Source organism: Microbacterium lacticum, from assembly GCF_006716815.1.
GTDB lineage: Bacteria > Actinomycetota > Actinomycetes > Actinomycetales > Microbacteriaceae > Microbacterium > Microbacterium lacticum.
The window spans coordinates 135,037-158,951 of the sequence record NZ_VFPS01000004.1 but is presented as its reverse complement, the minus strand read 5'-3'; the positions used below and the strand labels follow the sequence as shown (position 1 = coordinate 158,951).

The window sequence follows — 23,915 nt, the reverse complement described above, 5'->3', positions numbered from 1 at the left end:
CACCTCGGCGGTCGCCTCGGGTCGGTTGAGGTAGCCGCGCATCACGGTCGGGCCGCTGATGACGACCTCGCCGCGCTCCCCCGCGGGAAGGTGCCGGCCGGAAGGGTCGACGATCGAGATCCGCTGACCGGCGATCGCGCGGCCGACCGCCCCCGGCTTGCGCGGTCCGTCGAGCGGATTGCACGCCGACGCGCAGGTCGCCTCGGTCAGCCCGTACCCCTCGGTGATGACGAGTCCGAAGCGGTCTTGGCAGCGCGCGAGCAGTTCGGGGCTCGCCGGGGCCGCGCCGCAGATCGCGAAGCGCAGGCTCGAGGCATCCACCGGCGCCTCCTCGGGGAGGGCGGCGAGGCGGGCGAAGACGGCGGGGACGGCGGAGAAGTAGGTCGGGCGTCGTTCGGCGAGCGCTCGGACGAAGGTGTCGGGCGCGAAGCGTTCGAGCACGCTGACCTGCGCGCCCACGCTGAGCGGTGCGCAGAAGGAGAGGCAGAGCGAGTTGACGTGGAACAGCGGCAGCACGAGGAGCGTGATCGCGCTCGGTCATCGCGAAATGACGCGTCGCCTGGGCGGCCATGGCCGCGAGGTTCGCGTGGTCGAGCATCACCCCCTTGGGCTGCCCCGTCGACCCGCTCGTGTAGACGAGGAGTGCGAGCTGGTCGGGTTGGACGGCGGCGGCGGCGGCGGTGGCGTCCTCCGCGTGCTCGGCGCTGGGTTCACGGGGGTGGCGGCGGCGCCGAGCCGCCACGCGGCCAGCACGGCGACGAGGAGTTCGACGGAGTTCGGCAGCATGACGGCGACGACGTCTCCTCGGCCGACGCCGTGTTCGGCGAATTGCTCGGCGACCGCCGCGGCGGCGCGCTCGATGTCGCGGTAGCTGAGCTCGCGGCGCTCGTCGCGCACGCACGGGGCATCCGTGCCCGCGGCGGGTCCTACCCAGGGCAGATAGGTGAGGTCGGCGGCGACGGTCATGAGACCCCTCCACGCCGAGGGCGGTCAGTGCGGGAGCGGCTCGGGCGCCGCTCCCGCGGGAACACGACGACACTACGGACGGACGACCCTGGGCACGTCGCCACGATTGGCCCACTCCACGGCCCCCGCTGTGCACCGTGCACACTCCCCCGCGCGCGCTGCCGCCGGCCGCCCCTCGCCGACAAACCATCGCACCCCCGAGAAACCACGGCGCGCGTGGTTTCTCGCGGCGAAAGTGGTTTCTCGCGAGGTGGAGGGGGTCTCGAGGGGACGAGGCGGCGGCGCGGGGAGAGCGCGCCGTCAGGCGGCGGAGCGCAGGCGCAGGCTGTTGAGCACCACGAAGACGCTCGAGAAGGCCATCGCGGCGCCCGCGATCATCGGGTTCAGCAGGCCGAGGGCCGCGAGCGGCAGAGCCGCGACGTTGTACGCGAACGCCCAGAACAGATTCCCGCGGATGACCCGCATCGTCCGGCGGCTGAGCGAGAGCGCCGTGACGACTGGGGCGAGCCCGTGCCCGGCGAGCGCGATGTCGCTCGCGTGCATCGCGGCATCCGTTCCCCCGCCCATCGCAAGACCCAGGTCGGCGGTCGCGAGGGCGGCCGCGTCGTTGACGCCGTCGCCGACCATCGCGACGCGGTGACCGGATGCCTGCAGACGGGCGATCTCGGCGACCTTCTGTTCCGGCACCACGCCCGCGATGACCTCGTCGATGCCCGCGACCGCTGCCGCCGCCTGCGCGGCGCCCTCGTTGTCGCCCGTGAGGAGGACGACGTCGAGGCCCATCTGGCGCAGGCGCCCGACCGTTGCCGCGGTGTCGGGGCGCACCGTGTCGCCGACCGCCATCACCGCGCGGATCGCGCCGTCCCACCCCGCGACGACGGCGGTGGCGCCCCGCTCCTCGGCGGCGGCGACCGCCGCAGCCACCGCAGCGGTGCTGACCTCGGCGAGCACGCCGACCTGCTCGGCGGCGAACGCCGGACGTCCGGCGAACACGGCGTGCCCGTCGACGGTGCCGGTGACTCCGCGGCCCGCGAGGCCGGCGAAGTCGGTCACGGCGAGCGGCGCACCACCCTCCCCCGCGAGCGAGCCTGCGGCCGCCCCGCCCGCGAGCGCGGCGATGGCCCGGGCGACGGGGTGCTCCGACGCGTGTTCGAGGGCGCCGACGAGTGCGGCGACCTCCGTGGCATCCGCCCCGCCGATCGGCGTGAGCGACACCACCGTCATCTCCCCCGAAGTGACGGTGCCGGTCTTGTCGAGCACGACGGTGTCGATCCGCTCGGCCGATTCGAGCGCCTCGGGCCCCGTGATGAGCACACCCAGCTGCGCCCCGCGCCCGGTGCCGACCAGGATCGCGATCGGCGTCGCGAGGCCGAGTGCGCAGGGGCAGGCGATGATCAGCACCGCGACGGCGGCGGTGAACCCGGCGGCGACGCTCTCGCCGCTGAATCCGCCGACGAGCATCCAGACGAGGAGGGTCACGGCCGACAGCGCGATCACGATCGGCACGAACACCGCCGAGATGCGGTCGGCGAGCCGCTGCACGCGACTCTTTCCGGCCTGCGCGTCTTCGACGAGCCGCGCGAGGTGCGCGAGCCTCGTGTCGTCGCCGACCGAGGTCGCGGTGACGATCAGGCGTCCGTCGACCGCGAGCGTGCCGCCCGTGACGGCGCTGCCGACGGATGCCTCGACGGGGGCCGACTCCCCGGTGATCATGCTCTCGTCGACCGATGCGCGTCCCTCCGCGACGACGCCGTCGGTGGCGACCTTCTCGCCCGGACGCACCACGAACCGGTCGCCGACCCGCAGACGGGTGATGTCCACCCGCGTGCCGTCTTCGAGCTCGACGTCCTTCGCGGCGAGCTCCATGAGGGCGCGCACGGAGGCGCCCGCGCGGCGCTTGGAGCGCTGCTCGACGAACCGGCCGAGCAGGAGGAACACCGTGACGGCCGCGGCGACCTCGAAGTAGACCAGCGACGACGGATCGTGCACGGGGTCGAACAGTCCGCCGTCGTGGCGCATGCCGATGCGGCCCGCGGTGCCGAACAGGAGCGCCCAGACGCTCCAGAGGTAGGCCGCGCCGGTGCCGAGCGTGATGAGCGTGTCCATCGTCATCGCGCCGTGTCGCGCGTTCGCGAACGTCGCCCGATGGAACGGCCAGCCGCCCCAGAGGATGACCGGTGTCGCCAGCACGAGCGAGACCCACTGCCAGCCGGGGAACTGCCACGCCGGAACCATGCCGAGCGCGACGACCGGCACCGCGAGCACCGCGCTGACGAGCAGGCGGGTGCGGAGCGTCGCCCCCGCAAAGCGAGCGGAGGCGCGGGCAGGCGCGGGCGTTTCGGTCGCGGCGGCCTCGTCGTCGAGCGGCGCGGCGTCGCTCAGTTCGGGGCCGCTAGGTGTACTGACCCAGATCGTTGTTGACGTAGGAGAGACCTCCGGGGTCGAGTTGGAGCTGTCTAAGTTCTTCAGCTCAAACGCACGGAGGTCTCTCTTGTCTCACGCTAATGCCCGGCTGACTCCGGCCGGCCGGTTGATCATGGTTCAGCGCATCCAGTCGGGGCGTGCGGTCGCGCATGTTGCCGCGGAAATGGGGATCTCCCGCACGACCGCGTGGCGGTGGTGGCGCAGGTTCCGGGAGTGCGGCCCGGCGGGCCTGATCGATCGTTCCAGCGTCGCCCGCTCCCACCCTCGCCAGACCAAAGCGTGCGTGGAGGCGAGGGTGCGGATCATGCGGCACCTCACTCGGCGTGGGCCGGTGTTCATCGCTGACAAGCTCGGCTTGCAGGCCTCAACGGTCGGTAGGGTGTTGCGCCGCCACCACGTGCCGTTGCTGCGGGAGCTGGACCCGGTCACGGGGTCCGTGATCCGCGCGACCCGCCGATCCGCGCAGCGTTACGAGCATGATCATCCCGGGTCCCTGATCCACGTTGATGTGAAGAAACTCGGCCGTATCCCCGACGGCGGCGGATGGCGTCTGCATGGCCGCGGGCAACGTCCTGCGCGCAAGCGGGGCCTGGGTTACGACTACGTGCACACCGTCATCGACGACCATTCCCGAGTTGCTTACGCGGAGATCCACGACGACGAGAAAGGCACCACCGCGGCGGGCGTCCTCGACCGCGCGATCGCGTTCTACGCGCGCCTCGGCGTCACAGTCGAACGCGTCATCAGCGACAACGCGTTCGCTTACCGCCACTCGGCCGCGTTCAAGGCCGTGGTCGACGCGCACGGCATCCGACAGCGGTTCATCAAACCGCACTGCCCCTGGACCAACGGGAAAGTCGAACGCCTCAACCGCACCCTCGCCACCGAGTGGGCCTACGCCCGCCCCTGGAGCTCGAACGACGACCGAAAAGCAGGGTTGACGACCTGGCTCGACTACTACAACCTAGACAGGCACCACCTCGGCATCGGAGGCAAAACCCCCATCGACCGAATCAACAACGGTCGAGGTCAGTACAGCTAGGCGCAGCATCCCGCGACGCCGGCGCGCGACGAACGGATGCCTCGTAACCCGCCTCCCGCACGGCCGCGACGAGCGCGTCGGCGTCGAGGTCGGCGGGGTAGTCGATGCGCGCCGACTCGGTGGCGAGGTTGACGGATGCCTCGACGCCGTCGAGTCTCTGCAGGCGCTTCTCGACGCGCGCCACGCAGCTCGCGCAGGTCATCCCTTCGATGTCGAGCACGGCCTCCGCGCGCGATCCCCCCGCGCGCGCGGCGGTGCCGACGGCGGCGCTCATCGAGCGGTGACGACCGTGTACCCGGCCTCGTCGACCGCCGCGGCGATCGCGTCGTCGGAGACGGGGGTGGTCGCGCCCACGGTGAGCGTTCCCGCGGCGACGTCGACGCGCACGTCGGACACGCCCTCGATGCGGCGCACCTCGCGCGAGACGGCGCCCGCGCAGTGCGCACAGGTCATTCCCTCGACGGCGTAGGTCTGCTCGGTCATTCCGCTCTCCTCCGTTGCTGCCGGTCGCCGGCTGCGACCCGCTCCAGCGTTCGAGAACAGGATACCCCCTTGGGGTATTCCCGAGCGACTCCGCCGACCACGGTCCCCTCGCGTACGCTGGAACCATGGCCACGATCACCGAACGCGCCCTCGCCGCGACCATCGACCACGCGATCCTCAAGCCCGAGCTCACCCGGGCCGACGTCGACGCCGAGCTCGACATCGCCGCAGAGTGGAAGGTGTTCAGCGTGTGCGTGCGCCCGAGCGACATCCCGCACGCCGTCGAGCGCCTCGCGGGCACGGGCGTCGCCGTCGGCACCGTCATCGGCTTCCCGCACGGCACGACCTCGACGGCTGCGAAAGTCGCCGAGGTGCGTCAGGCCCTCGCCGACGGCGCGAGCGAATTCGACATGGTGATCAACATCGGCGCGCTCCGCTCGGGATTCGACGACCAGGTCGTCGCCGACATCGCCGCGGTCGTCGACGCGGCATCCGGTCACATCACCAAGGTCATCCTCGAGACCGCGCTCCTCGACGACGAGCAGATCGCCCGCGGCAGCCGCCTCACCGAGCAGGGCGGCGCCGACTTCGTGAAGACCTCGACCGGGTTCGCCGGCGGCGGCGCGACCGTGCCGCACGTCGAGCTGATGCGCGCGAGCGTCGGCCCCGAGGTGCAGGTCAAGGCCTCCGGCGGTGTGCGCAGCTACGCCGACGCCCTCGCCATGCTGGGCGCCGGCGCGACGCGCCTCGGCACGAGCGGCAGCGCCGTGATCCTCGGCGAGGCCCGCCGCGTGGATGCCGGTGACGAAGCCACCGGCGCCGTCGACGACACCTCGTACTGACGCACGGATCCCCGGCCGGTCCGCCCCGCGGGCCCGCCGGGGAGCAGACGCCGAGCCGCGGTCCCGCCGGGGCCCCAGGCTCCGCCCCCGATCAGGCGCGGAGCGCCACCCGCACGCGCGCGACGTCGTCGGTCATCTGCGCGATGAGCCGGTCGATCCCCTCGAACGCGACCATGCCGCGGATGCGGTGCGTGAACAGGATCTGCACGCGGTGGCCGTACAGGTCGAGCGTCGTCTCATCGAGCACGTACGCCTCGACCTGCCGCGTCGGCACGTCGTCGAACGTCGGATTCGTGCCCACCGAGATCGCCGCGGGGTAGCGCGTGACGGGCGCGCGGGTGTCGGATGCCGCGGACGCCGGGCCGAGGTCGACAAGCCACCCGGCGTAGACGCCGTCGGCGGGGATGAACCCCTCGGCATCCGGCGACAGGTTCGCGGTCGGGAAGCCGAGCTCGCGCCCGCGCTTGAGTCCGTGGACGACCTCGCCCGCCACGGCGTGCGGGCGACCGAGCAGGCGCGCGGCGCCCTCGACGTCGCCGTCCGTCAACAGGTCGCGCACCCAGGTCGACGAGACGCGGCGGCCGCCGCCCTGCACGTCGCCCACGACGTCGACGTCGAAGCCGAACTCGGCACCGAGCTCGGCGAGCAGCGCCGGGTCGCCCGCTCCCCCGCGGCCGAAGCGGAAGTCGTCGCCGACCATCACGATCACCACTCCGAGGGCGTCGACGAGCACGTGCTCGACGAAGGCGCGCGGGGCGAGGCCTGCGAGGTCGGCGTCGAAGCGGAGCACGAGCGTCGCGTCGACGCCGGCGTCGGCGAGCAGCTCGAGCTTCTGATCGACGCTCGAGAGCGGATCGGGGCACAGCTCGGGGCACAGGAGGCTCAGCGGGTTGCGGTCGAACGTGACCGCGACCACGCGTGCCCCCGCGTCCGTCGCGGTGACGCGGGCGCGGTCGATCACGGCCCGATGCCCGGAGTGGACGCCGTCGAACTTGCCGATGACGACCACGCTCGGCCCGAACCCGGCGGGCACCTCGCCCGGCGCGCGGAAGACGTTCACCAGCTCGACCTCTCTTCGACCGCTTCCTGCGGCTCGTACACGGGCGCACCGCCCCGGTGCGTCACCAGCCACCAGATGCCGACGAAGGGCAGCACGAGCGGCACCCAGAAATACCCGTACCCGTACCCCGACCAGACGGTCGCGTCGTGCGAGAAGAGTTCGGGGTGCGTGAGACTCAGCGTGCCGACGACCAGCACACCGACGAGCTCGAACGAGATCGCGATCCAGGCGACGGTGTACCAGCCCCGGGCATCCGATCTCACCAGGGCGACGGTCGCGAGGATGTACACGAGGGCGGCGGCGGCCGACAGCGCGTAGGCGAGCGGCGCGTTGTCCCAGTCTTCGAGGATCTGCACCGCGGAGCGTCCCGTCGCCGCGAGCGCCATGATCGCGTAGACCACCACGAGCACCCGGCCGATGCCCGTCATGCGGGCGGGCGAGGAGGTGCCGAGGGTAGACATGACCTGTCCATGATAGGCGCCGATGGATGCCTCGGCGGTGGCCGGCGGCGGCCAAGCGGCGGCCCGGCCGACCGGTCAGAGCGCGGGTGTCGTCCAGATGACGTTCATCCGCCACACCATGACGGCGACGGAGAGCGCGGCGATCCCCATGATGACGGTGCTCCAGCGGCTGCGCTCGACGAGCGCCCAGAACACCGCCAGCGGCGGGATGAGGAGCGCGCCGATCAGGTACGCCCAGAACTCGATGGGGCTGCCGGCGGGTGCGTTGCCGACGAGCGGCGCGACGACGGCGATCACAACCTGTGCGATGAGCAGCAGCAGCACGAGCGCCATCCCGCCGACGGTCACGTCGCCCGGCCGGCGACCGGCGAGGCCGGCGGCGATCGCCGCGATTCCCACGACGGTGGCGACGACGACCTGGACGATCGCGAACCAGCCGATCACGAGGCATCCTCGGCCATGTTCATGGCGCTCTTCAGATCGTCGCCGCGGCGCTCGACGATGCCGATCAGGCGGCCGTCGGGGTCGATCGCGGCGGGCGTGGGCGTCGCCGCGCCGACGAGGCGCACGGCGGCGCCGGGGAGGCGCTTGCCGTGTCGGAGGTCGCGCGCCTCGTCAGCGGTGACGGGCAGGGCGCCGAGGACGGCGGCGGCGACTCCCGCGGCGGAGCGGAGCGGCATGTCGGGGTCGATCTCCACGGCGGCATCCTCGACGCGGAACGCGCCGATGCGCGTGCGCCGGAGGGCCGTCAGGTGCCCGCCGACGCCGAGTGCCGCGCCGAGATCGCGGGCGAGCGCGCGGATGTAGGTGCCGCTCGAGCAGTCGACGACGACGTCGAGGTCGAGCACCGGTGCACCGTCGTCGGTCGTTGCCGGACGCACCGCGAGCACGTCGAACCGACTGACCGTCACGTCGCGGGCTTTGAGGGCGACCTCCTCGCCCGCGCGGGCGAGGAGGTAGGCACGCCTTCCGCCGACCTTGATGGCCGACACCGTGCTCGGCACCTGCGAGATGTCGCCGGTGAGGTCGGCGACGCCCGCCGCGATGTCGGCGGCGGTGACGCGCGCGACGGCCGCCGGCTCGGCGGGTGCGGTCACGGCGCCGTCGGCGTCGTCGGAGTCGGTGGCCACGCCGAGCCGGATCGTGGCCTCGTACGTCTTGTCGAGCCCGACGATGTAGGTGAGCAGACGCGTCGCGGGGCCGACACCGAGGATCAAGAGGCCGGTCGCCATCGGATCGAGCGTGCCGGCGTGGCCGATCTTGCGGGTGTGCAGCGCGCGGCGCGCGCGGGCGACGACGTCGTGACTCGTGACGCCGCCGGGCTTGTCCACCAGCAGAATGCCGTTCGGGGCCGGGTTCGGCGTCGGGGCCGCCGGTTTGTCAGCCGGTTCCGGGTTCGGGTCCGCCGCCGGGGTCGGGTTCGCGTCGGGCATCCTCCCAGCCTAGGCGGCGACGCCGCGGCACGTAGGCTGGCGGGATGCCCGACCTCGCGACCCCGCTGATCGCGTGGTACCGGGGCGCGGCGCGTGATCTGCCGTGGCGGCGGCCGGTTTTCGGGGCGTGGGGCATCCTCGTGAGCGAGTTCATGCTGCAGCAGACGCCCGTCGCCCGGGTCATCCCGCTGCTGGAGGCGTGGCTCGACCGCTGGCCGACGCCCGCGGCCCTCGCGGCCGACCCGCCCGCTGAGGCGGTGCGGCAGTGGGCGAACCTCGGCTACCCGCGCCGCGCGCTATGGCTGCACCGAGCGGCGGCGGAGATCCGCGACCGCCACGATGGCGTCGTGCCCCGCGATGTCGAGGCCCTGCTCGCCCTGACCGGCATCGGCGATTACACGGCGCGCGCCGTCGCGGTGTTCGCCTACGGCGACCGGCACCCCGTCGTCGACACCAACACGCGCCGGGTGCTCGCGCGCGCCCTCGAGGGCAGGTCGCAGCCGGCGCCCCCGTCGAAGCGCGATCTCGCCGCGATGGCGGGGCTGCTCCCCGCAGACGACGTGGATGCCGCCATCGTCAACGCAGCGGCGATGGAGCTCGGCGCGCTCGTCTGCACCGCCCGCACACCGCGATGCGACGCATGCCCCATCGCGCATATCTGCGCGTGGCGGGCGGCCGGCTACCCCGACACGGGCGATGCCCGGCGGAAGCAGGCCCGATACGAGGGCAGCGACCGGCAGGCCCGCGGCGCGATCCTGCGCGCGCTGCGCGAGTCTGCCGCGCACGAGCTGCGACAGGATGCCGTGGCATCCGACTGGCCGGATGCCGCGCAGCGCGACCGCGCCCTGTTCACGCTCATCGCCGACGGCCTCGTCGAGGCTTCGGACGGCTTCCTGCGCCTCCCGCGCGGTGCCTCCGCCTAGGCCGACCCCGCCGAGACGCCGTCGGCCTAGGCGATCACGACGGCGCACACGATCCGCATCGCGACGCCCGGGACGGACGGGCGCTCAGGCCCGGTCGTCGTCTTCGTCGTCTCGCGGCTTCAGGTACGGGTCGGCGTCGCCGGCGTAGCTGGCGCCCGAGGCGAGACCGGCGACAGCGGCATCCCGCTCCTGCGCTTCACGGAGAAGATCGGCGATGTGGCCGGCGTTCTCGGGCAGCGCATCGGGGATGAACTCCAGCGACGGGGTGAGCCGCACGCCGAGCTGCTTTCCGACCTCGCTGCGGAGCATGCCGGTCGCCGCTTTCAGCGCGGCCGCCGTGTCCTCACGGGCCTGGTCGTCGCCGTACACGGTGTAGAACACCGAGGCGTGCTGCAGGTCACCGGTGACGCGGACGTCGGTGATCGTCACGAATCCGAGCCGCGGGTCGCGCAGCCCCTTCTCCAGACGCTCCGCGATGAGCACGCGGATGCGGTCCGCCAGCCGTGCCTGTCGTTCGGATGCCATGGTTCCTCCTTGGAACGGACCGGGGATGCCGCGCTCGAAAGCTCGAGCGCGGCATCCCGGAAAGGTCGGATCAGCCGCGCGGCTTCTCCACCATCTCGGTGGTCTCGATCTCGTCACCGATCTGGATGTCGTTGTACTTGCCGAGACCGATACCGGCCTCGAAGTCGGTGCGCACCTCGGTGACGTCGTCCTTGAAGCGGCGCAGCGACTCGATGGCCAGGCCATCGGCGATGACGACGCCGTCGCGGATGACCCGTGCCTTCGCGTTGCGGGTGATCGTCCCCGACCGCACGATGACACCGGCGATGTTGCCGAACTTCGAGGAGCGGAACACCTCGCGGATCTCGGCGACACCCGACTGGACCTCTTCGTACTCCGGCTTGAGCAGGCCCTTGAGCGACTGCTCGACGTCGTCGATCGCGTTGTAGATGACCGAGTAGAACCGGACATCCACACCCTCGCGGGCGGCGCGCTCGCGCGCCTTCGTGTCGGGACGCACGTTGAAGCCGATCACGATCGCGTTGTCGATCGTGGCCAGGTTGATGTCGGACTCGGTGATCGCACCGACGCCGCGGTGGATGATCCGCAGCTGCACCGAGTCGTCGACCTCGATCTTGAGCAGCGACTCCTCGAGCGCCTCGACGGCACCGGAGACGTCACCCTTGATGATGAGGTTGAGCGACTCGACCTTGCCCTCTTCGAGAGCGCGGGTGAAGTCCTCGAGCGAGATGCGCTTGCGCGCCTTGGCGAGCTGGGCGTTGCGCTCGGCGGCCTCACGCTTCTCGGCGATCTGCCGGGCGAGGCGGTCTTCTTCGGTGACGATGAAGGTGTCGCCCGCGCGCGGGACCGAGTTGAGGCCCTGCACCTGCACGGGACGCGAGGGCCAGGCCTCTTCGACCGCGTCGCCGTTCTCGTCGACCATCGCCCGCACGCGGCCATAGGCCGTGCCGGCGACGATCGCGTCGCCGACGCGCAGCGTGCCCGACTGGATGAGCACGGTCGCGACCGATCCGCGGCCCTTGTCGAGCTTCGCCTCGATCGCGACACCGCGCGCCGCCTTGTTCGGGTTCGCCGTGAGGTCGAGTCCCGCGTCGGCGGTGAGGAGCACCGCATCCAGCAGAGCCTGGATGTTGAGGTTCTCGCGCGCCGACACGTCGACGAACATGACGTCTCCGCCGTACTCCTCGGCCACGAGGCCGTACTCGGTGAGCTGCTGACGCACCTTGGCCGGGTTGGCGTCGGGCTTGTCGACCTTGTTCACCGCGACCACGATCGGCACGTTCGCCGCCTGGGCGTGGTTCAGGGCCTCCACCGTCTGGGGCATGATGCCGTCGTCGGCGGCGACCACGAGGATCGCGATGTCGGTCACCTGCGCACCGCGGGCACGCATGGCGGTGAACGCCTCGTGACCCGGGGTGTCGATGAAGGTGATCGCACGGTCGATGCCGTCGTGCTCGGTCCACACCTGGTACGCACCGATGTGCTGCGTGATGCCACCGGCCTCGCCGGCGACCACGTTGGTCTGACGGATCGCGTCGAGCAGTCGGGTCTTACCGTGGTCGACGTGGCCCATGACGGTGACCACGGGCGGGCGGATCTCGAGGTCGTCTTCGCTCTCGGCCTCGAGTTCGGCCTCCAGGTCGAGACCGAAGCCCTCGAGGAGCTCCTTGTCCTCGTCCTCGGGCGAGACCATCTGGATCTTGTAGCCGAGCTCCTCGCCGAGCACCTCGAAGGTGGCCTCGTCGAGCGACTCGGTCGCCGTCGCCATCTCACCGAGGTTGAAGAGGATCGTCACGAGCGTGCCGGGCTGCACGGTGTAGCCGCGGATCGCCTCGAGCTTGTCGGCGAAGTCGGCGATCGACGCGCCGCGACGGAGACGGATGATCTCGCCGTTGCCCTTCGAGACGTTGACGCCACCGACGACCGGGGCATCCCTCATCTCGAATTCCTGCCGCTTCGCCCGACGCGACTTGCGCTGCTTCGACTTGCCGCCGCCCTTGCCGAAGGCACCCGCGGTGCCGCCGCCGGGGCCACGGCCACGGCCACCGCCACCGCCGGGACGACCGGCGAACCCGCCGGGAGCGCCGCCGGGCGCGCCGGGACGCTGGAAGCCGCCGGCGCCGCCGGGACGGCCGGGGCCGCCGGGACGCTGCTGGAACGGAGCGCCGGGACGTCCACCGCCGCCGGGGCGACCGGCACCACCGGGGCGCGGGGCGCCGGGGCGGGGCGCGCCGGGGCGCGGCGCCTGCGGGCGCGGGATGTTGCCGGGCGTCGGGCGCTGGCCCATGCCCTGCGCCGACGCGAACGGGTTGTTGCCCGGGCGCGGGCCGGCGGGGCGCTGCCCCATGCCCTGCGACGAGGCGAACGGGTTGTTGCCGGGGCGCGGTGCGCCGCCGGGGCGGGGCGCGGCGGGAGTCGCCGAACCGGATGCCCCGGAGCCGGATGCCCCGGAGCCGGACGCGCCTGCGCCGGGCGCACCTGCGCCGGGCGTCGGGGTCGCCGAGCCGGGCGTGGCCGTCGCGGACGCGGCCGTGTCGCTCTGCGCGGACGTGGCCGCAGGGGCCGGCGCCGTCGAGGCGGGAGCCGGGGTCGGCGCCGCAGCGGGCTCGGCCGCGGGGGCCTTCGTCGCGGGGCCGGGGGTCGGCGCCGCGGGCTTCGCGGGGCCGGGGCGCGCGCCGGTCGACGGCCGCGGTGCGGTCGTCTTGGCGGCGGGGGCCTCAGCGGGCTTCGCCGCACCGTCGGCCTCGAGCGCCGCACGCAGCTTCCGCGCCACGGGGGGCGCAATGGTCGAGGAAGGGCTCTTGACGTATTCGCCGAGCTCCTTCAGCTTCGCGAGGGCGACCTTGCTGTCGACGCCGATCTCCGAGGCGATTTCGTGCACTCGTGGGTTTGCCACAATTCTCCTGTCTGGGGTCCACCCCGGACAGGGCGGACCGTTACGTGCGGACGGGTCTCATTTCGAGCCGTTCACTTCGTGTCCATAGCCGTTCAGCCTTTTCGCTGGTGGGTTTCTTGAAAGGTCTGCGTGTCGAGGGAACCCGACGCGCGCAATGCTCGTCCGAAAGCGCGGCGGCGGAGAGCCGCCTGCACACAGGCATCCGTGTCATGCACCCACGCACCCCGCCCGGGAAGGACCGCTTTCTCGTCTGCGACGAGCGAGCCGCCCTGCACGACGACCCGCAGCAGGGCGGATCGGGGGGCACGCGCGCGGCATCCCACGCACGTTCGAACGGGATCCATCTTACCCCCGTCAGGCATCCTCGAGAATCGAGTCGGGCTGGATGTCGATCTTGGCGCCGGTGAGCTTGGCCGCGAGGCGGGCGTTCTGGCCCTCCTTGCCGATCGCGAGCGAGAGCTGGTAGTCGGGGACGAGCGCGCGGACGGCCTTCGTGTTCGCGTCGAGCACGAAGCTCGAGGTCACCTTCGCCGGCGACAGCGCGTTCGCGACGAACTTCGCCAGCTCCGGGTCGTAGTCGACGATGTCGATCTTCTCGCCGCCGAGCTCCTCGGTCACCGCGCGCACGCGGCGGCCGAGCTCGCCGATGCAGGCGCCCTTGGCGTTGATGGCGGGGTCGGTGGCGACGACGGCGATCTTGGTGCGGTGGCCCGCCTCGCGGGCGAGCGAGGTGATCTCGACGAGGCCCGACGCGATCTCGGGCACCTCGAGCGCGAAGAGCTTGCGGACGAGGCCCGGGTGCGTGCGCGACACGGTGATCTGCGGGCCCTTGAGGCCCTTCGACACCGAGGTCACGTAGACGCGCAGGCGCGCGCCGTGCGGGTACTCCTCGCCGGCGACCTGCTCTTCGGGCGGGAGGATGGCCTCGACGGTGCCGAGGTCGACGTGCACCATGCGGGGGTTCGGGCCCTGCTGGATGACGCCGGCGACGATGTCGCCCTCCTTGCCGCGGAACTCGCCGAGGATCGCGTCGTCGGCGATGTCGCGCAGGCGCTGACCGATCACCTGCTTGGCGGCGAAGGCGGCGATGCGGCCGAAGTCCTCGGGAGTCGACTCCTCCTCGCCGATGACCGCGCCCTCCTCGTCGAGGAGCGGCACGAAGACGGCGACGTGACCGGTCTTGCGGTCGAGCACCGCGCGGGTGCCCTCGGGCAGCTCGCCGTCGGGCGAGGTGTGCTTGGCATAGGCGGTGAGGATGGCCTGTTCGATGATCCGTACGAGCTCCTCGAAGGGGATCTCCTTCTCGCGCTCGACCGTCCGCAGCAGTCCCAGATCGATGTCCACGATGTCCTCCCTATTCAGCTGTCGTGCGGGGGTTCGCCCCGCGTCATTCCGCCGAGTTTACCGGATGCCTCGCTGAGCGGCGGCGGCGAGGCGCGCCCCCGCCCCGGTGGTGTCCGCGCCCGCAGGTCGCCATACTGGCCCCATGAGCACCCTCGGCGATCCTCCCTCCCGCTCCGGCGCCCGGCGGCACAGCGGAACCGCCGATCCCGGGCTGATCGGCCTCCTCGGTTTCGTCATCGCGACCCTCACCGCGCAGCTGGCGCACCTCGGCGTGCACGACGAGAGCGCGGTGTTCTGGGTGGGCGCCGCCTTCGGCGGCATCGTGCAGGTGACCGCGGGCATGCTGTCGTACTTCATCGGCGACGACTTCCACTTCGTCGTCTACAACGCGTTCGGGTGGTACTGGATCTGCATGCCCGGCTTCCTCCTCGGCGGCGAGCTCGGATTCTTCGAGGTGTCCGGGCCCGCCAAACCCCTGTTCATGCTGATCTTCTCGCTGCTCGCGTTCGGCTTCGCCGTCGCGGGCGCGACGCACAACACCGTCCTGCCGCTGACGCTCCTGTGCGTGGGGATCGGCCTCGGTCTCGAGGCGACCGGCGCCTTCTCGGGCGCGGACGGCCTCGGCGTCGTCGGCGCATGGTTCCTGATCGGGGCCTCCGCCCTCGCGACCTACATGCTCATCGAGAAGTTCTACTGGCGCACGATGGGCCGGCACGTCATCCCGCTCGGCCCGGCGTGGATCGCCGGCTCCGCCGACTCGGAGTCGTGAGGATGGCCGACACCGCGCGGTCCGCCGCGCGCCAGGTGGAGTCGAGCCCGCTCGTCCGCGCGCTCGCGCGCGGCGGGTACGCGGCCAGCGGCGTCGTGCACGTGCTCATCGGCCTGCTGGTGCTGACGCTCGCCTTCGGCGGCAGCGGCGAGGCCGACCATTCGGGGGCGCTCCGGGCGATCGCGGGCGCGCCGCTCGGCCTCGCGGTGCTGTGGATCATCGCGGTGCTCCTGTGGGCGCTGGCGCTCTACCACCTGATCGAGGCCTTCGTCCTGCGGGACGCCTCGACGGCCAAGACCTGGGGGCGCCGGATCTCGGAGGCGGGGCAGGCGGTCGTCTTCGCCGCGCTCGGCACCGTGTCGGCGTCGGTCGCGCTCGGCGCCCGCACCGAGGGCAACCGCAGCGCCGAAGACGCGAGCCGCGGCGTGCTGGAGCTTCCCGGCGGCGGGATCGTGCTCGCGCTCGTCGGCATCGGAGTCGCCGCCGGCGGTGTCGCGTTCGTCGTGATGGGCGTGATGCGGTCGTTCGAGAAGAAGATGACGATCCCCTCGGGCGCCCTCGGCACGTTCGTCACGACGAACGGCGTCGTCGGCTACATCGCGAAGGGCATCGCCCTGGCGATCGTCGGGGTGCTCCTGGTCGTCGCCGCGGTGACGTCGGATGCCTCGCAGGCGGGCGGCCTCGACGACGCGTTCGACACGCTGCGCGGGCTCTTCCTCGGCCCGCTGCTCGTCGCGCTCGTCGGCGTCGGCTTCATCGCGTACGGCCTGTTCCTCTTCTTCCGCGCCCGGTACGCGCGGCTGTAGCGGGGGCTTGCGCCCGGGGGGGGTCAGGCCCTGGGCTGCGTCCGGGCTCAGCGCCCCGATACGGGCACCGGCGTCGTCTCGGTCTCCGCCGCCGCCGAGGGCAGGTCGTTGAGCGCCCGGATGAGGCGGTGCAGCGCGCCCACCTTGAACTGGTCGAGCCGCAGCACGACGCGCGGCAGCTCGAGCCGGTCGTTGTCGCGCACCTCGGCCCGCAGGGGCGCGGTGCGCTCGATGCGGCCCTCCGCGAGCAGGTCGCCGAACCGGGCGTTCAGGTCGTCGAGCTCATCGTCGGTGGGCGCGGTGCGCAGGCGGATCACGAGCCGGCCGCCGACCCAGCGCAGCGAGTCGTAGTTGCGATAGAACCCCGTGATCTCGGTGACCGCGGCATCCACCGAATCGGTCACGAGCACGCGGTCGAAGTCGTCCGGCGAGATGACGCCGCCCGCGACGAGATGCTCGTGCACGAAGCGCTCGAGGCCCGCCCAGAAGGTGCCCCCGGCGCGGTCGAGCAGCACGATGGGCGTCGGATCGGCCTTGCCGGTCTGCTGCAGGGTGAGCAGCTCGAACATCTCGTCGAGGGTGCCGAAGCCGCCCGGCACGCAGATGAAGGCCTGCGACTCCTTCACGAGCATGAGCTTGCGCGTGAAGAAGTACTTCATCGCGACGTTGCGGGCGTTCTTCGCGATGACGGCGTTCGGCTTCTCCTCGAACGGCAGCCGGATGCTCACACCGAGCGAGTGGTCGGGTCCCGCGCCTTCGGCGGCGGCCTGCATGATGCCGGGCCCCGCGCCGGTGACGATCATCCAGCCCCGCTCGGCGAGCGCGTGCGCCGCGTCGGAGGCGGCGCGGTACAGCGCGTCGTCGGGTCGGGTGCGCGCCGAACCGAAGATCGTCGCCTTGGGGATGCCCCGGAACGGCGCGAACAGCGCGAACGCCGCCCGCATCTCGGTGAGGGCGGACGCGGTGATCTTTAGGTCGAGCCGGTGGGTGTCGTCGAGGCCCATCCCGACGCCGGTCGCGAGGATGCGCGCGACGAGGTCCTGCTTATCGGCGTCGATCCCGGCGTCGGTGATGAGCGCGCGGATGTCGTCGGTGACCTTGGGCGGGATGGTTCTGGCCGTCATGGTATCCACCCTGTCACGTCGATCGTCGCGCCGGTGGCGCGCGGGTGAACGGATGCCTCCGCGCCGGAGCTCCGCCCGGCGCCCGGGCGGGGCGCGTCCGCCGCTGGCGCTACAGAAACCGGCATCCGCCACAGGCTTTTCCTGGCGCGGGCGCAGGTTCCTGGCGCGGGCGCGCGTTCCTGTCGCGGATGCAGGTTCCTGTCGCGCGACGCTGGGCGCCGCCGGCCGCCTCCCACGGCGCGAGAGGATGCGCAAGCCCCTCCCCGGCAGCGCGATCCCGTGCGAATCTGAGCGCATGACTGAGATCACCGGCACCGACGCCCTCGCCCGCGTCAAGAGCTCGTCGAGGACATCGACGTCACCATGCTGACGACGGTCGACGACGAGGGGAACCTCGTCAGCCGTCCCATGTCGACGCGGCAGATGGACGAGGCGGGCGACATCTGGTTCTTCACCTCCGACGACACCGACAAGGTCGACGAGGCGCGCGCGCACCGCGACGTCGGGCTGTCCTACTGAAGGCGACCCCGAAGGTCACCGAGTTCTGGGAGCCCGCCAAGGGCAAGATCGCCATGGCCGCCGGCATGCTGAAGTCTCTCGTCACGAAGGACACCGCCGACGAAGACATCATGAACCACGGCAAGATCGAGTGCTGACCCCGGCGCCACGACGGCGGCGGCTGGAGCTACGGCGCGCTGGCTCGCGCGGCCCTCGCTCGCGCCGACGCGCACGAAACCGGCATCCGCAACAGGTTCATCCAGGCGCGGATGCCGGTTTCTGCAGCGCTACGCGGGCGTCGCTCCCCGCACGCGTCGCGGATGCCTCAGTCTCGCCCCCTCGGACGGCAGGAAGTAGCCGTGGTGCACGCCGCCGTGACGACCCACGAGATCCATCCACGCCCGGGCGAATGCCTCGAACTCGCGCGTCTTGGCCGGATCGATCGTGTAGGTCACGACGCACGTGATCATGCGGTCAGCCCCGCCCGGCCCCGAGCCGGGCGACGACCTCCGCGGCGGGCACGACGACCCGCTCGCCCGAGCGGCGGTCCCACAGCTCGACCTCGCCGTCGGCGGCGCCGCGGCCGACGATGACGATCTGCGGCACGCCGACGAGCTCGGCGTCGCCGAACTTCACGCCGGGCGACACCTTGGGGCGGTCGTCGTACAGCACGTCGAAGCCGGCGTCCTCGAGCGAGGCCGACACCTGCTCGGCGAGCGCGAACGCCGCCTGGTCACGACCGGTCGCCACGACGTGCACGTCGAACGGCGCGACCGATGCGGGCCAGACGAGGCCCCGCTCGTCGTTGTTGAGCTCGGCGAGGATCGCGAGGATGCGCGTGACGCCGATGCCGTACGAGCCCATCGTGACCGTGACGAGCTTGCCGTTCTCGTCGAGGACCTTGAGCCCCAGCGTCTCCGCGAAGAACCGCCCGAGCTGGAAGACATGCCCGATCTCCATGCCGCGCGCGAGCTCCACCGGGCCCGATCCGTCGGGGGCGGGGTCGCCGGCGCGCACGTTGGCGACCTCAACGACGCCGTCGGCGAAGAAGTCGCGGCCGGCGACCACCGAGTGCGCGTGCTTCTGGTCGAGGTTCGCGCCCGTGATCCAGCTCGTGCCCTCGCCCACCCGCGGGTCGACGAGGTAGCGGATGCCGGTGGCCGACTCCTCGCCGAGGATCGCGCCCTCCGGCGACCACGGTCCGATGTAGCCCTTCACGAGAAGCGGGTTGCGCTCGAAGTCCTCGGGGGTCGCCGGCTCGACGGCGGCGGGGGCGAAGGCCACCTCGGCGCGCTTGTCGTCGACGTCGCGGTCGCCGGGGAGGCCCACGACGACGAGCTCGCGCGTGCCGTCGGCGTGCGTCAGCGCCAGCACGACGTTCTTCAGGGTGTCGGCGGCGGTGTACGGCCCGTTCGCCGTGTCGAGCACGGCGTTGCTGTGCGCGACGAGCGTCTCGATGGTCGGCGTGTTCGGCGAGTCGAAGACCACGGGCGCCGCGTCGGCGTCGAAGGGCACGGGCTCGGCCGGCGCGGTGCTGAACGCCTCGACGTTCGCCGCGTACCCGCCCGCCGATCGCACGAAGGTGTCCTCGCCGATCGCCGTCGGGTGCAGGAACTCCTCGCTGCGCGCGCCGCCCATCAGCCCGTTGTCGGCGGCCACGATGACGTACTCGAGGCCGAGGCGCTGGAAGATGCGCTCGTACGCATCGCGCTGGCCCATGTACGAGGCATCCTGGCCCGCATCGGTGTAGTCGAACGAATAGGCATCCTTCATCGTGAACTCGCGTCCACGCAGGAGCCCGGCGCGCGGGCGCGCCTCGTCGCGGTACTTGTCCTGGATCTGGTAGATCGTCAGCGGCAGGTCCTTGTACGACGAGTAGAGGTCCTTCACGAGCAGCGTGAACATCTCCTCGTGCGTCGGCGCGAGGAGGTAGTCGGCGCCCTTGCGGTCCTGCAGGCGGAAGATGCCGTCGCCGTAGGACGTCCAGCGGCCCGACTGTTCGTAGGGGTCGCGGGGCAGCAGCGCCGGGAAGTGCACCTCGAACGCCCCGGCCGCGGCCATCTCCTCGCGGATGATGCCCTCGATCTTCGCCTTGACCTTCAGTCCCAGCGGCAGCCACGTGAAGATGCCGGGCGCGGCACGGCGGATGTAGCCGGCGCGCACGAGCAGCCGATGGCTCGTGACCTCGGCATCCGAGGGGTCTTCGCGGAGCGTGCGGAGGAAGTAGTTCGACAGACGGGTGACCACGAGCGACAAGCTTAGCCGCGCGTGTGTCCCGACCCCGCGGAGAGCACCGAGAGCACCCCGAGCGACGTGTCGACGACGCTCACGCCGGCCAGGCGCCGGCCGGTGAGGTGGAGGAGGTTCACCCCGTCGGAGAGGTACACGTCGCCCGTCGAGGTGACGCGGGCGGGGTGACCGCCGACCGTCGCATCGACCGAGTCGGGCACGCCGGAGGCGACCTGCTTCCACGCCCACGCTCCGTCGGGGACGGCGATGATGCTGTAGCTCGAGCCGAGGTCGCCCTTCTGGGTGGGCGTGCGCTCCCAGTCGCAGCGCGACGAGGTGGTGGATGCCTCCGCGAGCCGCGCCTCGACGGTGCGGGCCGGCGGGCGCACGAGCGAGGTGTGCGCCGCGTCGGACCCGAGGATCGAGGTCAGGCCGATGATCTCGGCCATCGCGGTGCAGTCGAGCGGGTGCTCCCACGTCGCCTTCTGCGAGCGCACCGCGGCGCCGTCGGTCACGACGCCCGAGAAGGCCCCGGCGAGTTCGCCGACGAGCGCGATGGATGCCTCGCTGTCAGCCCCCGGCGAGAACGATCCGACGACGAGCGTGACGTGGCCGTTCGCCGCGACGGGCGCCCAGCACTCCATCGCCCGGGCGCCGGTGTCGCAGCCCGGGGCGGCGGTGACCTTGGCGACCTCGCCGACGACGAGGGCGTCGGGGATGACGTAGGCGTCGGCGGCGAGCCGCGTCGTCAGCAGCGAGCAGGTCAGGCCGCCCGCGGTCTCGATGCCCACGCGCCAGAGGTCGCGCGGCTCGGTGACGCGCTGCACCTGCCCGACGACGTCGGTGACGCCCGGGGCCGCCGCAAGGCCGTCGCAGCCGCCGGCGACGGGGGACGTCGGCTGGCGCGGCGCGGGCGTGGCGCTCGGGGTGGGGCTGGGGGTGGCGGTCGCGGATCCGGATGCCGAGGGGCCGGCCGACCCGTCGGCGCTCGCCTCCGCGGCGCAGCCGGACAGCAGCAGAGCCGCCACGACGAGGAGCACCGCTCCCGACCTCACCCGCATAGTTCGCACCGCAGCATGCTATTTGCCCGACCCTGTGGAGGAGGTGTGGACCCGCCCGCGAAGACCCAGCCGCCTACACTGACCCCGTGTCCTCGCGTCGCCTCCGGTTCGTGCCCGCCCCGTCTCGTGCCCGGACTGGGGCGGCGCGGAGCGGGGCGGCGGTCGGGGCGGCGGGGGCCGCCGCGGCAGCGGGGGCGGCCTCGGCAGGAGCGGCGGCGAGGCCGGAGGGGCCTTCCGCCGAGGCATCCGGGGCCCGCACCGGCGCCGCAGGGATCACGGCCGAGCTCACCGCCTCGCTCACGGCGCTCCGCCGCTCCCTCGACCTGCCGGAGGCATTTCCCCCGGACGTCGAGCAGGAGGCGGAGCGCGCGGCGCGCGACGTGTCGACCGACCCGGCGACGGCGGGTCTCGCCGACCTGCGCGATCTCGACTTCGTGACGATCGACCCCGCCGGCGCGACCGATCTCGATCAGGCGCTGCACCTCGAGGTCACCGGGGAGGGCGCCGGGCGGACGGCCGTGCTGCACTACGCGATCGCGGATGTGCCGGCCTTCGTCGCACCCGGCGGTGCGCTCGACGCCGAGACGCGCCGCCGCGGGCAGACGATGTACGCGCCGGACGGGCGCATCCCCCTGCACCCGTCGGTGCTGAGCGACGACGCCGCCTCGCTCCTTCCCGGCGTCGATCGGCGCGCCTTCGTCTGGCGGTTCGAGCTCGACGCCGGCGCCCGGCCGGTGACGACGACGCTCGTGCGGGCCGCCGTGCGCTCCCGTGAGCAGTGGGCCTACGACGAGGCGCAGCGCGCGATCGACGCGGGCACCGCGCCGGCCACGCTGCTCGCGATGCCGTGGTTCGGCGCCGCGCGGGCCGAACGGGAGCGCGAGCGGGGCGGCGCGAGCCTGAACGTGCCCGAGACGAGCATCGAGCCGGACGGATCGGGCGGTTTCCGGCTGGAGCGCAGCTACGGCGTGCCGCTCGAGGACTGGAACGCGCACGTGTCGCTGCTGACCGGCATGGCCGCCGCTGAGATCATGCTGCGCGGACGGGTCGGGATCGTCCGCACCATGCCACCCGCCGACGCCGACGACATCGCCGACTTCCGCGCGCAGACGGTCGCGCTGGGGCTTCCCTGGCGGGAGGCCGTGGCCTACGGCGACTACCTGCGCAGCCTCGACCGGTCGCCGGCGGCGCGCGCGGTGCGCGAATACGCGGCCGGGCTCTTCCGCGGCGCGGCGTACGTCGCGTTCGACGGCGAGGTGCCCGAGCACACCGATCAGGCGGCCATCGGCGCCCCGTATGCGCACGCGACGGCGCCCCTTCGCCGCCTTGTCGACCGGTGGGTGCTCGTCGTGTGCGAGGCGCTCGCGAACGGGCGCGAGGTGCCGGAGTGGGCGCGTGCGTCGCTGCCCGACCTGCCCGCGCTCATGGCGCGGAGCGGTCAGAAGGCGTCCCAGTTGGATGCCGGGGCCATCGACCGGGTCGAGGCGGCGCTGCTGACTCCGCACGTCGGTGAGGTGTTCTCGGGCGTCGTGGTGAGCGCGCGATCGGGCGTCGCTCGGGTGCAGCTGGACGACCCGCCCGTCGACGCGAAGGTGCCCGGGCTCGACGCGCCGCCCGGCTCGACCGTTCAGGTGCGGGTCGCCGCGGCCTCGATTGCCGACGGCACCGTGGACCTCCGCCCCGCCTGACCTCGCCGCCGGCCGTCGGCTGGTCACCTCGCCCGCCGGCCGCATCACCGAGGCAGGAGAAATCACCGACGCAGGACGAATCCGGGCCCAGGCATCCTGCCTTCGCGATTTCTCCTGCGCCCGTGACGGCGCGGAGCGTCCGGCGCGCCGGGTCAGGCGGTGACGACCTGCGCGGTGCCCACGGGGGCGCTGGGGCCCATCTCGGCGGCGAGGCGGTTGGCCTCTTCGATGAGGGTCGCGACGATGTCGGCCTCGGGCACGGTCTTGATGACCTCGCCCTTGACGAAGATCTGTCCCTTGCCGTTGCCGGATGCCACGCCGAGGTCGGCCTCGCGGGCCTCGCCCGGGCCGTTCACGACGCAGCCCATCACGGCGACGCGCAGCGGCACGGTCATGTCCTTGAGACCCTCGGTGACGTTGTCGGCGAGGGTGTAGACATCCACCTGGGCGCGCCCGCAGGAGGGGCAGGAGACGATCTCGAGCTTGCGCTCGCGGAGGTTCAGCGACTGCAGGATCTGATGACCGACCTTGACCTCTTCGGCCGGGGGCGCGGAGAGCGAGACGCGGATCGTGTCGCCGATGCCCTCGGACAGCAGGATCCCGAACGCCGTCGCGCTCTTGATCGTGCCCTGGAACGCCGGTCCCGCCTCGGTGACCCCGAGATGCAGGGGCCAGTCGCCCCGCTCGGCGAGCATCCGATACGCCTTCACCATGACGACCGGGTCGTTGTGCTTGACCGAGATCTTGAAGTCGTGGAAGTCGTGCTCCTCGAAGAGGGATGCCTCCCAGACGGCGCTCTCCACGAGCGCCTCCGGCGTCGCCTTGCCGTACTTCTCCAGCAGACGCCGATCCAGCGATCCGGCGTTCACGCCGATGCGGAGGGAGACCCCGGCATCCTTCGCCGCCTTCGCGATCGCGCCGACGTTGCCGTCGAACTCGCGGATGTTGCCCGGGTTCACGCGCACGGCGCCGCACCCGGCATCGATCGCCTGATAGATGTACTTGGGCTGGAAGTGGATGTCGGCGATGACCGGGATCTGGCTCTTCTTCGCGATGATGTGCAGCACATCGGCGTCTTCGGGGCGCGGCACCGCGACGCGCACGATCTCGCAGCCCGACGCCGTGAGCTCGGCGATCTGCTGCAGCGTCGCGTTGATGTTGTGCGTCGGGGTGGTCGTCATCGACTGGACGCTCACGGGCGAGTCGCTGCCGACACCGACCGAGCCGACCTTGATCTGGCGGGTCTTGCGGCGGGGGGCGAGGACTTCCGGCACGCGGGGCGTCCCGAGGTTCACTGCTGGCACGCCCTCAGCCTACGCCGCACACGCCGGGGGAAGGCTG

General features: G+C 72.2%; 24 protein-coding genes and 1 pseudogene. 7 read left to right on the top strand and 18 right to left on the bottom strand.

From position 1 onward, the window contains the following. Positions 1-87: 87 nt before the first annotated feature. From FHX68_RS16370 to FHX68_RS12095, 3 genes and pseudogenes are all read right to left on the bottom strand, one after another. Positions 88-649 (bottom strand): annotated as a pseudogene (locus tag FHX68_RS16370) (class I adenylate-forming enzyme family protein); the annotation flags it as partial. Then, positions 598-966: an AMP-binding protein gene (locus tag FHX68_RS15585; RefSeq protein WP_211345087.1), complete on the bottom strand. Its 369-nt coding sequence runs from the start codon at positions 964-966 to the stop codon at positions 598-600. The gene FHX68_RS15585 and the pseudogene FHX68_RS16370, both read right to left, overlap by 52 nt. A gap of 300 nt (positions 967-1,266) precedes the next feature. Beyond that, positions 1,267-3,231 carry a heavy metal translocating P-type ATPase gene (locus tag FHX68_RS12095; protein ID WP_425325866.1) on the bottom strand — a complete coding sequence of 655 codons (1,965 nt, stop codon included), beginning with the start codon at positions 3,229-3,231 and terminating at the stop codon, positions 1,267-1,269. Between the two features lie 226 nt (positions 3,232-3,457). Here FHX68_RS12095 and FHX68_RS12090 point away from each other — a divergent pair, with 226 nt between their 5' ends. Then, a complete protein-coding gene (locus FHX68_RS12090) occupies positions 3,458-4,432 on the top strand; it encodes an IS481 family transposase (RefSeq protein WP_141920133.1) in 975 nt (324 codons plus the stop codon). Here the strand turns inward: FHX68_RS12090 and FHX68_RS12085 are convergent. After that, the gene (locus tag FHX68_RS12085) at positions 4,404-4,706 is read right to left on the bottom strand and encodes a cation transporter (RefSeq protein ID WP_141920254.1); all 303 of its coding nucleotides are present in this window, start codon (positions 4,704-4,706) and stop codon (positions 4,404-4,406) included. The two genes, FHX68_RS12090 and FHX68_RS12085, sit on opposite strands and share 29 nt — an antisense overlap. Continuing rightward, positions 4,703-4,915 carry a heavy-metal-associated domain-containing protein gene (locus tag FHX68_RS12080; protein ID WP_141381131.1) on the bottom strand — a complete coding sequence of 71 codons (213 nt, stop codon included), beginning with the start codon at positions 4,913-4,915 and terminating at the stop codon, positions 4,703-4,705. Before FHX68_RS12080 ends, FHX68_RS12085 begins: the two co-directional genes overlap by 4 nt. Positions 4,916-5,040: 125 nt before the next feature. Between FHX68_RS12080 and deoC the strand changes: the two genes are divergently transcribed. Next, the gene (gene deoC, locus FHX68_RS12075) at positions 5,041-5,757 is read left to right on the top strand and encodes a deoxyribose-phosphate aldolase (RefSeq protein WP_141381130.1); all 717 of its coding nucleotides are present in this window, start codon (positions 5,041-5,043) and stop codon (positions 5,755-5,757) included. A 91-nt stretch (positions 5,758-5,848) separates the two neighbouring features. Here deoC and FHX68_RS12070 read toward each other — a convergent pair whose 3' ends face one another. From FHX68_RS12070 to truB, 4 genes are all read right to left on the bottom strand, one after another. Further along, on the bottom strand, positions 5,849-6,817 hold the full coding sequence (locus FHX68_RS12070; protein WP_141381129.1) for a bifunctional riboflavin kinase/FAD synthetase: 969 nt from the start codon (positions 6,815-6,817) through the stop codon (positions 5,849-5,851). Next, positions 6,814-7,278 carry a hypothetical protein gene (locus FHX68_RS12065; RefSeq protein ID WP_141381128.1) on the bottom strand — a complete coding sequence of 155 codons (465 nt, stop codon included), beginning with the start codon at positions 7,276-7,278 and terminating at the stop codon, positions 6,814-6,816. Before FHX68_RS12065 ends, FHX68_RS12070 begins: the two co-directional genes overlap by 4 nt. A gap of 75 nt (positions 7,279-7,353) precedes the next feature. Continuing rightward, positions 7,354-7,722: a hypothetical protein gene (locus FHX68_RS12060; RefSeq protein WP_141381127.1), complete on the bottom strand. Its 369-nt coding sequence runs from the start codon at positions 7,720-7,722 to the stop codon at positions 7,354-7,356. Continuing rightward, positions 7,719-8,711 (bottom strand): tRNA pseudouridine(55) synthase TruB, encoded by a 993-nt coding sequence (truB, locus tag FHX68_RS12055; protein ID WP_141381126.1) that lies wholly within the window; start codon positions 8,709-8,711, stop codon positions 7,719-7,721. Before truB ends, FHX68_RS12060 begins: the two co-directional genes overlap by 4 nt. 44 nt (positions 8,712-8,755) lie before the next feature. On the opposite strand from truB, the gene FHX68_RS12050 reads away from it, so the two are divergent. After that, on the top strand, positions 8,756-9,634 hold the full coding sequence (locus FHX68_RS12050) for an HhH-GPD family protein (RefSeq protein ID WP_141381125.1): 879 nt from the start codon (positions 8,756-8,758) through the stop codon (positions 9,632-9,634). An 84-nt stretch (positions 9,635-9,718) separates the two neighbouring features. Here FHX68_RS12050 and rbfA read toward each other — a convergent pair whose 3' ends face one another. The 4 genes from rbfA to nusA all read right to left on the bottom strand — a co-directional run bounded on the left by rbfA (position 9,719) and on the right by nusA (position 14,399). Further along, the gene (rbfA, locus tag FHX68_RS12045; protein ID WP_141381124.1) at positions 9,719-10,159 is read right to left on the bottom strand and encodes a 30S ribosome-binding factor RbfA; all 441 of its coding nucleotides are present in this window, start codon (positions 10,157-10,159) and stop codon (positions 9,719-9,721) included. Positions 10,160-10,229: 70 nt separating this feature from the next. Next, positions 10,230-13,055 (bottom strand): translation initiation factor IF-2, encoded by a 2,826-nt coding sequence (gene infB, locus FHX68_RS12040; RefSeq protein ID WP_174799174.1) that lies wholly within the window; start codon positions 13,053-13,055, stop codon positions 10,230-10,232. A 92-nt stretch (positions 13,056-13,147) separates the two neighbouring features. Continuing rightward, positions 13,148-13,399, bottom strand: a complete 252-nt coding sequence (locus FHX68_RS12035) for a YlxR family protein (RefSeq protein WP_141381123.1) — start codon at positions 13,397-13,399, stop codon at positions 13,148-13,150. A 10-nt stretch (positions 13,400-13,409) separates the two neighbouring features. Next, positions 13,410-14,399 (bottom strand): transcription termination factor NusA, encoded by a 990-nt coding sequence (gene nusA / locus FHX68_RS12030; protein ID WP_141381122.1) that lies wholly within the window; start codon positions 14,397-14,399, stop codon positions 13,410-13,412. Between the two features lie 142 nt (positions 14,400-14,541). Between nusA and FHX68_RS12025 the strand changes: the two genes are divergently transcribed. After that, on the top strand, positions 14,542-15,168 hold the full coding sequence (locus FHX68_RS12025) for an acetate uptake transporter family protein (protein WP_141381121.1): 627 nt from the start codon (positions 14,542-14,544) through the stop codon (positions 15,166-15,168). Between the two features lie 2 nt (positions 15,169-15,170). Then, entirely contained in the window at positions 15,171-15,974 is an 804-nt protein-coding gene (locus tag FHX68_RS12020; RefSeq protein ID WP_141381120.1) for a DUF1206 domain-containing protein, read from the top strand. 47 nt (positions 15,975-16,021) lie between these two features. Here the strand turns inward: FHX68_RS12020 and FHX68_RS12015 are convergent, their stop codons facing one another. Further along, positions 16,022-17,098 carry an LOG family protein gene (locus tag FHX68_RS12015; RefSeq protein WP_141381119.1) on the bottom strand — a complete coding sequence of 359 codons (1,077 nt, stop codon included), beginning with the start codon at positions 17,096-17,098 and terminating at the stop codon, positions 16,022-16,024. Between the two features lie 363 nt (positions 17,099-17,461). On the opposite strand from FHX68_RS12015, the gene FHX68_RS15975 reads away from it, so the two are divergent. Continuing rightward, positions 17,462-17,617 (top strand): pyridoxamine 5'-phosphate oxidase family protein, encoded by a 156-nt coding sequence (locus FHX68_RS15975; RefSeq protein WP_229661603.1) that lies wholly within the window; start codon positions 17,462-17,464, stop codon positions 17,615-17,617. A gap of 266 nt (positions 17,618-17,883) precedes the next feature. On the opposite strand, the gene FHX68_RS12005 is transcribed toward FHX68_RS15975, so the two are convergent. Genes FHX68_RS12005 through FHX68_RS11995 form a run of 3 tightly spaced genes read right to left on the bottom strand, consistent with a single transcriptional unit; the run spans position 17,884 to position 20,895 of the window. Beyond that, entirely contained in the window at positions 17,884-18,066 is a 183-nt protein-coding gene (locus FHX68_RS12005; RefSeq protein ID WP_141381118.1) for an NIPSNAP family protein, read from the bottom strand. A gap of 4 nt (positions 18,067-18,070) precedes the next feature. Next, a complete protein-coding gene (locus FHX68_RS12000) occupies positions 18,071-19,843 on the bottom strand; it encodes a proline--tRNA ligase (RefSeq protein WP_141381117.1) in 1,773 nt (590 codons plus the stop codon). Positions 19,844-19,854: 11 nt separating this feature from the next. Further along, positions 19,855-20,895: a hypothetical protein gene (locus FHX68_RS11995; protein ID WP_170214270.1), complete on the bottom strand. Its 1,041-nt coding sequence runs from the start codon at positions 20,893-20,895 to the stop codon at positions 19,855-19,857. A 77-nt stretch (positions 20,896-20,972) separates the two neighbouring features. Here FHX68_RS11995 and FHX68_RS11990 point away from each other — a divergent pair, with 77 nt between their 5' ends. Next, positions 20,973-22,574 (top strand): RNB domain-containing ribonuclease, encoded by a 1,602-nt coding sequence (locus FHX68_RS11990; protein WP_229661602.1) that lies wholly within the window; start codon positions 20,973-20,975, stop codon positions 22,572-22,574. Positions 22,575-22,726: 152 nt separating this feature from the next. Here FHX68_RS11990 and ispG read toward each other — a convergent pair whose 3' ends face one another. Continuing rightward, on the bottom strand, positions 22,727-23,878 hold the full coding sequence (ispG, locus tag FHX68_RS11985; RefSeq protein WP_141381115.1) for a flavodoxin-dependent (E)-4-hydroxy-3-methylbut-2-enyl-diphosphate synthase: 1,152 nt from the start codon (positions 23,876-23,878) through the stop codon (positions 22,727-22,729). Between the last annotated feature and the right edge of the window lie 37 nt (positions 23,879-23,915).